The sequence below is a fragment of the Pseudomonas corni genome (genome assembly GCF_057128765.1).
Map to the genome: position 1 here is coordinate 311216 of NZ_JBSKHW010000002.1, position 12431 is coordinate 323646.

At 56.3% G+C, this 12431-nt stretch carries 14 protein-coding genes; 13 read left to right on the top strand and 1 reads right to left on the bottom strand.

Features of this window, described 5'->3' with window-relative positions; genetic code table 11:
• The first annotated feature begins 147 nt into the window (after positions 1–147).
• The 3 genes from ACWKV9_RS05045 (at position 148) to ACWKV9_RS05055 (ending at position 3319) form a co-directional block, all read left to right on the top strand.
• Positions 148–2211, top strand: a complete 2064-nt coding sequence (locus tag ACWKV9_RS05045) for a terminase large subunit domain-containing protein (RefSeq protein WP_483834991.1) — start codon at positions 148–150, stop codon at positions 2209–2211.
• Positions 2123–2992, top strand: coding sequence for a phage portal protein (locus ACWKV9_RS05050; protein WP_483835389.1), 870 nt, complete (start codon positions 2123–2125; stop codon positions 2990–2992). The genes ACWKV9_RS05045 and ACWKV9_RS05050 overlap by 89 nt, the downstream gene beginning before the upstream one ends.
• Before the next feature lie 78 nt (positions 2993–3070).
• Complete coding sequence (locus ACWKV9_RS05055) at positions 3071–3319, top strand: ogr/Delta-like zinc finger family protein (RefSeq protein ID WP_483834992.1); 249 nt, start codon at positions 3071–3073, stop codon at positions 3317–3319.
• Between the two features lie 359 nt (positions 3320–3678).
• On the opposite strand, the gene ACWKV9_RS05060 is transcribed toward ACWKV9_RS05055, so the two are convergent.
• Complete coding sequence (locus ACWKV9_RS05060; protein WP_483834993.1) at positions 3679–4029, bottom strand: helix-turn-helix domain-containing protein; 351 nt, start codon at positions 4027–4029, stop codon at positions 3679–3681.
• 84 nt (positions 4030–4113) lie between these two features.
• Here ACWKV9_RS05060 and ACWKV9_RS05065 point away from each other — a divergent pair, with 84 nt between their 5' ends.
• The 10 genes from ACWKV9_RS05065 (at position 4114) to ACWKV9_RS05110 (ending at position 10561) form a co-directional block, all read left to right on the top strand.
• Positions 4114–4326, top strand: a complete 213-nt coding sequence (locus tag ACWKV9_RS05065; RefSeq protein ID WP_483834994.1) for a helix-turn-helix domain-containing protein — start codon at positions 4114–4116, stop codon at positions 4324–4326.
• A 29-nt stretch (positions 4327–4355) separates the two neighbouring features.
• Positions 4356–4835 carry a YmfL family putative regulatory protein gene (locus ACWKV9_RS05070; protein ID WP_483835390.1) on the top strand — a complete coding sequence of 160 codons (480 nt, stop codon included), beginning with the start codon at positions 4356–4358 and terminating at the stop codon, positions 4833–4835.
• Complete coding sequence (locus ACWKV9_RS05075; protein WP_483834995.1) at positions 4832–5194, top strand: hypothetical protein; 363 nt, start codon at positions 4832–4834, stop codon at positions 5192–5194. The genes ACWKV9_RS05070 and ACWKV9_RS05075 overlap by 4 nt, the downstream gene beginning before the upstream one ends.
• A 69-nt stretch (positions 5195–5263) precedes the next feature.
• Positions 5264–5503 carry a hypothetical protein gene (locus ACWKV9_RS05080; protein ID WP_483834996.1) on the top strand — a complete coding sequence of 80 codons (240 nt, stop codon included), beginning with the start codon at positions 5264–5266 and terminating at the stop codon, positions 5501–5503.
• The gene (locus tag ACWKV9_RS05085) at positions 5500–8193 is read left to right on the top strand and encodes a toprim domain-containing protein (RefSeq protein ID WP_483834997.1); all 2694 of its coding nucleotides are present in this window, start codon (positions 5500–5502) and stop codon (positions 8191–8193) included. Before ACWKV9_RS05080 ends, ACWKV9_RS05085 begins: the two co-directional genes overlap by 4 nt.
• A gap of 23 nt (positions 8194–8216) precedes the next feature.
• Positions 8217–8528 carry a hypothetical protein gene (locus ACWKV9_RS05090; protein WP_483834998.1) on the top strand — a complete coding sequence of 104 codons (312 nt, stop codon included), beginning with the start codon at positions 8217–8219 and terminating at the stop codon, positions 8526–8528.
• Positions 8529–8595: 67 nt separating this feature from the next.
• On the top strand, positions 8596–8871 hold the full coding sequence (locus tag ACWKV9_RS05095) for a hypothetical protein (protein ID WP_483834999.1): 276 nt from the start codon (positions 8596–8598) through the stop codon (positions 8869–8871).
• A complete protein-coding gene (locus tag ACWKV9_RS05100; protein WP_483835000.1) occupies positions 8864–9076 on the top strand; it encodes a hypothetical protein in 213 nt (70 codons plus the stop codon). The genes ACWKV9_RS05095 and ACWKV9_RS05100 overlap by 8 nt, the downstream gene beginning before the upstream one ends.
• Positions 9077–9203: 127 nt before the next feature.
• Entirely contained in the window at positions 9204–9416 is a 213-nt protein-coding gene (locus ACWKV9_RS05105) for a hypothetical protein (RefSeq protein WP_483835001.1), read from the top strand.
• On the top strand, positions 9413–10561 hold the full coding sequence (locus tag ACWKV9_RS05110) for a site-specific integrase (protein ID WP_483835002.1): 1149 nt from the start codon (positions 9413–9415) through the stop codon (positions 10559–10561). Before ACWKV9_RS05105 ends, ACWKV9_RS05110 begins: the two co-directional genes overlap by 4 nt.
• Positions 10562–12431 lie beyond the last annotated feature (1870 nt).

Sequence of the window (12431 nt, forward strand, 5' to 3'; positions counted from 1 at the left end):
TCAATCGGTGGTTTGAGTCGCCAAGATAGGGAGCTGCAGCCCCTCCAACAATTGATTAACTTTTGCATTGGTCCTATATCCACGATCTAGGACGAAGCCGAATTTTGACTGCACCTTTTCGGTGTTTTCGCCGCATAGACTGCGGCCATGCCATACGCCCCCGAACTTAAAGAAGCCGCCAAACGCCTCTATTTACGCCGCTGCAAGCCGCGTGAAATTCAGGCGCAGTTATCCCTGCCCAATATCCGGATCGTCTATTACTGGATCCGCCAAGGTGAATGGGACGACATGTTGTCGGACGAAGAACCGCTGACTGCTGTCAGTCGGCGGATCACGCTCATCCTCGATAAGCAGACCACCCTCTCCAAGGGCGACCTGGACGAGCTGGACCGCCTGACCACCGTTCGTGAACGCCTGGCCAAGCAATGCGCCAAGCCGGCGCCGATGCCAGCAAATGATCCGATCGATGACGATGGCCACCGCCGTGATAACCCCCGCAACCAGCGACGGGAAAAAGGCGATCGGGGCGACAAGGGCGGGAAGAAACGCCAGAAACAGGTGAAGAACGACGTCAGCGAACTGACGGAAGTGGACTTTCTCGACAAGTTCATCAGCAAAATGTACGGCTACCAGAAAGAGCTGTACGCCGCCAAGCTCAACCCGCTGACGGCGCGGATCCGCAACATCCTGAAAAGCCGCCAGGTGGGCCTGACCTACTACTTCGCCGGCGAAGCCTTCATGGATGCGGTGCTGACGGGCGACAACCAGATATTCCTGTCGGCCAGCCGTGCTCAGTCCGAGATTTTCCGCAGCTACATCATCTCGTTCGCCCAGGAATGGTTCGGCCTGGAACTGACCGGTAACCCGATCGTGCTCAGCAAAGACGGCAAACCGTGGGCAGAGTTGCGGTTTCTCAGCACCAACAGCAGCACCGCCCAAGGCCACCATGGCCATGTGTACGTCGACGAATATTTCTGGATACGAGATTTCGAGAAGCTGAACACCGTGGCCAGCGCCATGGCCACCCACAAGAAGTGGCGTAAGACCTACTTTTCTACGCCCAGCGCGGTGTCGCACCAGGCCTATCCGTTCTGGACCGGGGAAAAATTCCGTAACAGCAAGCGCAAGGCAGCCAAAGAGCCGTGGCCCAGCGAAAAACAAACGTCTGCAGGGTCGCTGTGTCCTGACGGCCAGTGGCGCAAGGTCATCACCATCCTGGATGCCATCGCTGGCGGCTGTGATCTGTTTGACCTCGAGCAGCTGCAGCTGGAGTACGACGAAGACCGATTCCAACAGCTGTTCATGTGCAAGTTCATCGACAGCACTCAGAGCGTGTTCGCACTGGGCGACCTGGAGCGTTGCTATTCGGATCTGTCGTTGTGGACCGACTACGAACCCGACGACCCGCGACCGTTCGGCAATAGCCCTGTCTGGATTGGCTACGACCCCAGCCGAACCCGGGACGATGCGACGTGCGTGGTCATCGCGCCGCCGCTCGAGCCGGAAGGCAAGTTCCGGATCCTCGAGAAACACAGCTGGCGTGGGCAGTCGTTCAAGTACCAGGCCGAACAGGTCAAGCGTCTCACCGAACGTTTCAACGTCCAGCACATCGGTATCGATACCACAGGCATCGGTTACGGCGTGTTTGACCTGGTGCGCGACTTCTACCCGCGTGCGACCTCGATCCATTACAGCCTGGAAACCAAAAACAGCCTGGTGCTCAAGGCGCAGGACACCATCGTGGGTAGCCGGATCGAGTGGGACGCGGGTTGGAACGACATCGCCCAGGCCTTCCTGACGATCAAGCGCGGGGCGACCAACAGCGGGCAGATCACCTACAGCGCTTCGCGCACGGACGCCACCGGTCACGCCGATATCGCCTGGGCAATCATGCACGCCCTGGCCAACGAACCCCTCAACACCAACAAGTCGCGGCGCAGCCGCTACGCACTCACTGGATCCGCAACCAATGGCTCGTCACCAAACAAAGCAGCAGGAAAAACCGGCACCAGGGCCCATGCGCGCCTTTTCGTTCGGAGCACCGGAACAGGTTCTGAGCGACAACATAGGCCAGTATCTGGGCGTGTTCGCCAGTCACGACGGCAGACTGTTCACGCCGCCGGTGTCGCGCCAAGGGCTAGCCAGGCTGCTTCGGGCAAACGCGCACCACGGGGCCATTCCGGGATTCAAGCGCAACCTGCTGCTGCGTGAGTTCATCCCCTCAACTGGGTTCACCAGTCAGACAATGAGCCGGGCTGCGCTGGACTTCATGGTGTTTGGGGAAACGTACCTGTATCGCGTGCGCAATGCCTTGGGCCAGGTCATCGGGATGGAACACCTCCCCGCCATCAACATGCGGGTGATGCGTGCGGGCGGCTTTGTGATGCTGCAGCCGGAGGGTGGGGAGGAGGAGTTTGGCAAGGAAGACATCGAGCACATCCTGAACTACGACGTGGAACAGAACATCTACGGCGTCCCTGACTACCTGGGCGGACTGCAGGCGCTGCTGCTCAACGAAGCCGCGACCCTGTTCCGCCGGCGCTACTACAGCAACGGTGCGCACGCCGGTTACATCTTCTACACGAACGATCCGAACCTGACCGAGGAGGACGAAGACGAGTTGAAGGCCCAGATCACAGCGAGCAAGGGCGTGGGCAACTTCAGATCCATGTTCGTCAACATCCCCGGCGGTGCTGAAAAAGCCATTCAGATTATTCCGGTCGGGGATTTCCAGGCAAAGGACGAGCTGGAGAAAGTCAAAAACATCACCCGCAACGACGTGATCGCCGCCTGGCGGATGAACCCCGCACTGGCAGGGATCATCCCGGAAAACAGCGCCGGTTTCGGCGATATCGAAAAGATCGATCGGGTCTACACCAGCAACGAAATCAGGCCGATCTGTCAACTTTTCGACCAGGTGAACGATACCTTGCGGGAGGACAGACGAATTCACTGGCGAGACGCACCAAGTGAAGTCGAAACCACTACATAAGGTGTCCTTAAGAAGAGATTGCCACTACATAATGTGGCAAAATAGTGGCAAGTGGCTGTCCCTGGGGAGGGAGCAAGAATGCGCATCACATGTAAGTGCGGACATCGCGGAAGGATTGCTTCGAGAGATCAGCTTTCAAATGATTTTGCGAAGTTGTATTGCCAATGCCTGGACGCAAAGTGCGGGCATACATGGGTGTCAAACCTGACTTTCTCGCACACCTTGAGCCCCTCGGCCCAGGCTATGGATCGTCTAATCTTCGACAGTCTGAAAAGCCTGTCCAGGACACAACAGCGGGAGCTGTTTGATCAACTGGGGGCGGCATGAGCGTGCTGAAACGCCAGCCTGCAGGGGCTGACGCCTGATGCAGCGGTTTAAACAAAGCCGCCGTTAGGTCGTTGCGATATCGGACATGGGGTGTCAGGAACTTCTGAGAGTACTTCCGACATGCGACGCACCCGCTTCTGATCTTCGTCAGACATTCGCCGGTATAGCCTGATTAAGCGCCGCTCCAACTTGGTAAGAGCCTGCCAATCAAACTCACCTGTTTCGTTGTAACTGCCTTCAAATTTGGATCGATCCAACATGCGTACTGCTCCATAGGTGCATGAGTGAATCGACGTTATCGGGCATCAACGGGGCTTAGCGCAGCGCGGGGGAAAGATAGTGTTAACAATTTGTACAACCTAATTCAGGCCGCGCGCTTCCATCAAAGCCATGGCATCAAGCATCCGCCTAATCGTTTTCTGATCCTCTTCTGGGATGCTGCGGTACTTCTGAACAATCGAATTCTCCACTTCATTCAACGATGCCTCAGTGGCCATAGTCCGTTGGCCGGTCAGGATGTAAGCGACATCAAACCGGTTCTCTTTCAAGGCACGGCTGAGATACCACGCAGGAGCGTCGCTGCTTCCGGATTCGTAATTTGCTTGGGTTCGCTTCGCAATGCCGTAAGCCTCCGCGATTTGATCTTGGGTAAGCCCACATCTCTTCCGCTCTTCCCGCAGTCGCGAGCCGATTTCTTCCGAATCGTGCAAAATTTTTCATCCTGGATATTTACAAATGCACAAAGGTGCATAATTCTGCATTCCCGATCACATGAAAATGCATGGAATTGCACTATGCCGAACGTATCTATCACTGAGCAAGCCCGCCAAGAGGCGCGGGAAGCTTTGGAGCGAAAAGGTCAGACAGCGAAAGACTTCGCCGCTAAGCACCAACTAAATCCCAGCACCGTTTACGCGGTGCTGAGCGGGCAAAGCCGGTGTCGACGTGGTGAGGCACATCGAGCCGCCGTGTTGCTGGGGATCAAAGACGGCGTGATTGCACAGTAATGGCACTGACCAATGGGAAAAAGCAGAACATGAAAAGCCCAGTTCTAAAAACCCGCCGTGAAGTTGTTAGTGCAATTATCTGCAGCTATCCAGGTGGCCGCGAATGTGCCGCAGCGCGTATCGGTCTGGCGTTGAAGAAGTTCGATAATCACGCCTACGAGAACAACAACAGTCGGCCACTGAGTGACTCGCAGCTTTATCAGCTCGAGCAGGAATCCGGCACACAACACTTCCCAAACTACGTGGCGTCGATGTACGGCGGTCTGTTCGTGTCAGTTCCGGATCCGGACAACAACGACATCGTCGAGATGTACACCCTTTCCGTCCAAGTGGCTGCGAAGCGCGGATGCGTCGACCAGGAGATTGCCAAAGCGCTTGCGGATGGATGTATCAGCGAAGTCGAAGCCGAACACATCCTCAACGCACACAACCTGCACATGGCGGCACGTCATGCCGAGGTGCTGGCTGCGATCGATCTTTATCGAAACAAGTCAGGGGCCGCGCAATGAACAACGTTTCCACGGATATGGATTTTCAGGACACCGTTCGCGCTGCAGCACTGGCGTTCCTTGAGCGTCACCAAGCCGAGCATCTGAATGACTCTGTAAGGCTTATCGATAGAGCAACTGTTCACGTGATAGAGCGGTTCGATATCAACAAACCGACCGCTACCCGCATCGTGTTTCTCGCCCATGGTGACCTGATGACTATCTGGTGCCGGCATCGTGTGGACATGTCGGCCAGCAGCGAAACATCAGTGGTGATAGCTGACCCCAAAAGGGGCACCAGTTGGTCGATTGATGTCGACCTGATCTGTGAACACCTGATTTCCGCCGGTCTCGGCAAACGCATCACCCCCGCTTCCTAACACCCCTTAAACCAGCCCTGCCCCACCTCCGTGGGTATGGGTGAGCTGCGCCCGAATTCGAGGTTCCTGATGGGAAACGCACTGAATATCAAAGCCCAGATGCCCGCTGCCCAGGCTCAAGCCTTACTGGCGGATCTGCGTGCGCACTACAGCATGAGCCTCAACGACTACTGGTACGCCGATGAATTTCGGAATGTTCCCAGGGAAACCAGGCACAGCTCGATTCTCAAGAAAAAGCCGGTGATGGCAGCACAGCAACGCCTGATGGCCGCGCTGTCACTGAGCCTCAAAGCAGCGAAACAATCATGAGAGACGACCTGCGTCACGACGTACTGCAGCGCCTGGAATCTGACTTCGGCTTGAAGCATCGAGCCGGTACCGAATACATGCGCGGCGGTGAATGCCCTAAATGCCACAAGCGTGAGCTCTACAGCCGTCACGACAAACCGTGGCAGGTGATCTGCGGTCGATCGGAGAAGTGCGGCCACACGCTGCACGTCAAGGAAATCTATGACGACCTGTTCGAAGACTGGAGCAAGCGTGCGCCGGCAACAGATAACGCTCCCACTGCCACAGCCCGGGCGTACTTGGAGTTTGGCCGCGGCTTCGACATCGAGCTGGTCGCCGGTTGGTTCACACAAGAAACTTACTACTCGGCTCAACATAATGCCGGGAGCGCCACGGTGCGCTTTCCTTTGGAGAAAGGCGGCTACTGGGAACGCCTGATCGATAAGCCGGCTCGTTTCGGCAAGATGAAAGCCCGCTTCGCACCAGGTGAGAGCTACCGTGGCGTGTGGTGGTCCCCGCCTTGCGTCGACGTGCTCGAGGCGAAGGAAATCTGGATTGTTGAAGGGATCTTCGACGCGATCGCCCTGATACATCACAAAATCGCAGCGGTGTCGGCGATGTCCTCCAACGCTTTCCCTGCCGATTCGCTCAAGGCACTGGTAGAAGCACGCCCGGGAAAACTTCCAAAGCTGGTCTGGGCATTGGACAACGAACCCGGGGCACACGCATACACCAAGCGTTGGGTCCGCATGGCCCGCGAACTGGGCTTCACCTGTGAGGCCGCGCAGATCCCGCAGCGCGATAGCAGAAAGGTTGACTGGAACGATCTGCACCAGCGCTGGCAGTTCCTGGACGAAGGCGAGAAGCGCGCGGCCCAGTTCGACAAAGACATCACCACCGCACGCCATCACGGCGCGCTGCTGATCGCTGAGAACGCCACCGAGAAAGCGCTGGTGATGTTCGATTGGAAGCGTCGCAGCGAATTCCACCTGGAGTACGGCAACCGCCTGTACTGGTTCAAGCTGGACCTCGAGAAATACAACAAGGCGATCCAGGAACTCGAAGACAGCGAGCACCACGACGACCAGCAGCTGAACAACAGGCAGATGCGCGCCAAAGCCATGCAGCAGTGCGGCGCGTTGCAACGTATCGCAACCTGCAATCCCAAAGCGTTGTACTACCAGGAAAACAAGCTCACCGACGAGTCCTGGTATTACTTCCGGATCACCTTTGCCCACGATGCACAGCCGATCAAGAACACTTTTACCAGTTCACAGATCGCGTCGTCGGCCGAGTTCAAGAAACGCCTTCTCGGTATCGCCCCGGGCGGCATGTTCATCGGCACGACCCAGCAGCTGGATGCCTTCATTGAAGAGCAGACCGATGCCCTGAAAACCGTGCAGACGATCGACTTCACCGGTTACACCCGTGAACACGGTGCCTACATCTACGGTGACGTAGCGGTACGCGACGGGAAGGTGTTCAAGCTGAACGAAGAAGACTTTTTCGACATGGATCGGTTGAGCATCAAAACGCTCAGTCAGTCCGTGATCCTGAACCTGAATACCGATCTGGAGAAGTTCGACACCGAGTGGCTGGACATCATCTGGGAATGCTTCGGTGCCAAAGGGCTTGTGGCGCTTGCGTTCTGGTTCGGATCGCTGTTTGCGGAACAGATCCGTCAGCACCAAAAAAGCTACCCGTTCGCAGAGATCATCGGCGAGCCCGGCGCGGGTAAATCTACCCTGATTGAGTTCCTATGGAAGCTGTGCGGCCGCGTCGACTATGAAGGATTCGACCCAACCAAAGGCACCCCCGTTGCTCGAGCACGGAACTTTGCCCAGGTCGGCAACCTGCCAGTGGTGCTGATCGAGTCTGAGCGGGAAAAGACTGACGGCAGCCAGACCAAACAGTACGACTGGGATGAACTCAAGACCGCCTACAACGGCCGCAGCGTCCGTTCTACCGGCGTGAAGAACAACGGCAACGATACGCGGGAGCCTCCTTTCCGGGGCGCCGTGGTCATTGGCCAGAACCACGCGGTGAATGCCTCCGAACCGATCCTGCAGCGTCTGGTGCATATCCACATGACCAAGGAAGGCCAGACACCCCAAACCAAGCTGAAAGTGGAAAAGCTCGAGCGGATGCCGATCGACCGTGTCAGCGGCTTCCTGGTCAAGTCGACGATGAAAGAAAGCCTGGTCATGCAGACCGTTCGCGAAAGCGGCCCGATGTACGAACAGCAGCTGCTCGCCCTGCCGGAGATCCGCACTGTGCGGATTGCGAAGAATCACGCCCAACTGCACGCGCTGGTCGATGCCCTGGTGCATGTCATCCCGCTGAAAAAAAACCAGATCGATGCAGCACACGCTGAGATTCAAAGCATGGCCAAGGCGCGCCAGCTGGCCATCAACGCTGACCACCCGATCGTCGTCGAATTCTGGGAGTTGTACGAGTACTTGAACAACTTCGCCGGCGGGCTGAATCACTCCCGCAATGAAGGCTTGATCGCCGTAAACCTGAACGACTTCGCCAAAGAAGCTGCAGAGAAACGGCAGAAAGTGCCGGACCTGACCGAACTCAAACGCCACCTGAAAACCAGCAAATGCCCGAAGTTCGTGGAGACCAACCGCAACGTTTGTTCGGCCTGGGACGTCGACGCCGCGAACAAACCCAAAACCGTGCGGTGCTGGATATTCCAGGCCGCTTGATCGCAATCACGTGAGGAATGGCAATGCAGATCCAAGTAATTACTGAGAGCGATCGCGATAACGCCATCGCCGAGATCCGGCGATTGCACGCGTTAATGGCCAAGTTGGGTGACGAAAGTCGGACAGTGTTTGCCGAAGCCTATGCCGCTGATGGGCTGGTTGAGATTTTGGAAGTTCGGGCCAGTCCTGGCCAGCGTGAAATTCTGGTCCTGGACTGCTCACGGGAGCAGGTTCAAGCAGTTCTGGAATGGCAGGCGTGCGATGACGAAGGGGAACTTGAGGATTTGGTGATTCACCTGGTGCGAAAGCGCCCGACCCAAACGAACGCCGGCTGAGTCCGGAAATGAAAGGCGTCGAGGAGTTCACACCTCCCCGACACCAACCACCACTGAGGGCAACACCATGCAAGCACAGCACCAAAGCAGCAGCGGTTTGAAGGCTATCACATCGCCGTATCCGGACGAGCAAGCAGCTCGGCATTTGATGACGATCCGGATCGTCGGCACGGCAATTTTCGATTACCAGGTACGCAAAACGCCCGACGCGCGAATTCGCCTCGAATGTCTGGCCATCATGGCTCAGGCCCAAGGGGATTTGACTGACGTCGAAGCGCTTGTCGTTGCCAAGGTGCTCGCTACTCATACCACCCAGCATCTGCAGGACCGACACCATGTTTAATACCCTCACCCGTCAGCGACCAACGATGGCCAGCAAACGCCTGGATCTGCCAAGCATTTGTGACATTTGCGGGACTGCTCGATCAACTCGTAAACATCAGGTGTGCAGCAGCATCCGCCAGCAGCGTAAAACCGAAGAATGGGCTGCACTTATGGCCGAAAAACTTGCAGCCCGACTAGCAAAGGAGCGTCGCTATGCCCGCTAAGAGAAATGGCGACGATCCCAGCCCCTACATGCTAAGCACCAGTATCTAAGCACGACACTTCTGACAACTTCAGCCCCGGATCTAGCGCTAAACTGGCCGGGGCGCTCCATTCGATAAAGGGCAAACCATGAATTCCCGATCGGACAATGTCCTGGTGTTCACAGACCTGCAGCGTATAACCGGATACCAACGCCGGTCTGACGTTGAACGGTCGCTAATTGACCAGGGCATTCGCTTATTCCGAGGCCGCACAGGGCCATGGACCACGTTGGATCTAGTTAACCAGGCCGCCGGCATGAAGCCAGCCGCAGCAAAAGGGTACGATCCCGACATCCTATGAAGAAAGCACGGAAGCGGAAGCATAATCCGCGTATTCCCAGCCATATTGACCAGGCCGCTCTCCCTGCGGCCGTTTACTTTGACCATCGTGACAACGGAATCTGGTACACCCTCCACAGGGATGAAACGGGCAAACAGCGCCGTCGCAATATTGCTCCCGCAGGCGTTTCTCTGGCCGAACTCCACCAAATCATGGACGAGGCATCCAACGTCGATCGGGGAACCCTTCGCTACGTATGCGCCAAATTCCATGAAAGCGATCGGTACAAGAAGCTCAGCCTCAAAACCCACGATGACTACTGCTACTCCCGGGATGTTTTGCTGACCTTGCCAACAAAGCTGGGTAAGCCGCTGGGTGATCTGGCTGTGCGCAAGTTCACTTCTGCCCTGGTGCAACGCATCGTCGACCGACTAGCCGACGAAGGAACACCGTCTAAGGCCGCACACGCCCTTCGCTACCTGCGCCGTGTACTGCAGTGGGGTCGTAACCGTGGCTACCTGGAAGTGAATCCGGCCTTGGGCATCGAAGCACCCGTCGAACGAAAACAACGCCGCCTACCAGACCATCAGGTTATGGACACGCTGATTGATCGGGCAATTGCTCGAGGTCTACTGCTGCGCGGCGAGAAGGGCGGTTGCCCAGAATATTTAGGCTACGTCATGGAGCTGGCTTATCTCTGCAGGTTACGCGGTATTGAAGTTGTGACCCTGACCGACGAAAACGAGCTGGAAAATGGGATTCTGACAAACCGTCGAAAAGGCAGTCGGGACAATGTCGTTCGCTGGACTCCACGGCTACGCAAAGCTTGGGAGAACGCCAAAGCCTATCGGTCCAAAGTGTGGACGAAGCGCAAGACCGCCATTCCTATCGTAGCGTCCCGACGAAACATCATCGTGGCCAGCCATGGCGGCCCGCTTCGCAAATCCAGCCTGGACACTGCATGGCAGCGCTTCATCACGCTAGCTCTCCTAGATGAGATCATTACCCCGGATCAACGCTTCGCCCTGCACGATCTGAAACGACGCGGCATCACTGATACCGTTGGCAACCGAGCAGACAAGCAAGAAGCCAGCGGCCATCGCGATCCCAAGATGATGGATGTTTACGATCTTAGCCTGCCAATCGTTTCACCCTCCGCCGACTGAGAAAAACCCACGTAACAAGCGTTCTAGAGCCTCCGCATAACGGGGGCTTTGGCGCATCAGCACGTAACAAGGAATCTCGTAACCTATTGATTTGTATGTTTGAAGCACCTTACTTGTAATCAGTAGGTCCCGGGTTCGACTCCTGGTGCCGGCACCAAGATTTAGCGAGAAAGGCTCACCGAAAGGGGGGCCTTTTTTGTTTGTGCCAAATGCCGCACCGCCAATCCCCGTAGGAGCGCGCTTGCCCGCGAAAGCGCCCTCCACCGCACCAGCGCCCTACCTCCCCGCCCAACCCACACAAAAAGTCCCAAATCCCGTAGGACGCTTCTGAAATTTATGGGCCTCGACGTAAGAACCGGGACCTACTGATCACAATTCAGTTGCTCGATCCTCTGGGTTATACAGCCGCGCTGGGCAGAGCTAGGCAGACTATGCATAGCCAGCCTTCAGCAATGAGCCGAGGGCCTTTCTTATGGGCAAAAAAAAGCCCACCAAACGGTAGGCTTTTTCACTTTCGTACGTCCCTCGGCGAAATTATTACCTTCTGGCAACAACCCCTAACCAAGTGGCCAGTGCCGGGATTCTATGGCTAAATGCCCGGCTGGTCAAACGGGCAACGGAAGACACGGACGCATGCCGTCACACCTCAACATACAAAACACATTATCCACTCCCAGGATGGGAACCTACATTTCTGCGACGGATACATTGCCTCACGCACATGGGGCGATTGCATTGTACTCATGGAATGCGCAGGTTTCTGCGGCTCTGATGTACCCACTTCACTTATGCGAAGTGGTCATTCGAAACGCCGTATCTGAGGCATTGATCACCGCGCACGGGCCACGGTGGCCATGGGATCAAGGTTTCCTGCTAAGCCTCCCTCATCCGACAGGTCTAAAACTCTTCAGACCCCGGGATGCTGTTACGGCAGCTACAAATAAAGCTCAACACAGCGCAAAAAAGGGGATGCCCCCATCGACGGACAAAGCTATTGCGGAGATGAGTTTTGCTTTCTGGGAGTCGATGTTTACGAAGCGATTTGACCCAGGCATCTGGCAGAGTCAACTCATGGCACTGTTTCCCAATGCTCCAGACGGTGCGCAGTATTTTTCGGTAAGGGCAGATATTTACCAAGCACTAGGCACTCTTCGAAAGCTTCGAAACCGTATCGCACATCACGAGCCAATCTTTGCACGACCGCTGGACGCAGAGTTTTTACTGATCGAAAAGTTGATCAGGTACCGGTGCAATGATACGGCCGACTGGTTGCTACAGACGCAAGAGGTTCAGCGTCTACTGTCACTCAAGCCCATCTAATGGCTTGAACATGCATCGGTGGGTTTGTTATGCAATCAGCGCCGTACTCAAAGTCGCCGACGACACGCTGGAATACCGCCCGGTAGCGCAACCGGCAGTGCATCAGCTTGATGCCCTGCGCGCGTTTATTGAAATGTATTGGCAAGGTCAACCGTTGGCCTCTTTAGCGTCCGTGCACCAAGCTCTTCAATTACCCATTTTCTTGCACCAACCTGAGCCCACCTCTTGCTTGCGGAGAAATGAGGGCCCCCTTGCGAAGCATTCACCAAGACAACCGCGCTATCTGCCAGTCCACCCCACACAAAAAGTCCCAAATCCCGTAGGACGCTTCTGAAATTAAGCGATATCCTCCGCGCCGTCTTGCGACGCCTCAGGCCACGGCATAGCCTCTCCCCGTCGCTGCTCACAGCGACCGGTTTTGACAGACCGTATCAATCGAGGCGCGACATTCGCCAGACAGCCAGCGAGCTTTAAATAGCTGGTGCGTTATGGCGGTTGTACGCGGGGCACATTCGTGTGCGCCAGGTTCCTTGATTCCTGGTCTGTCAAC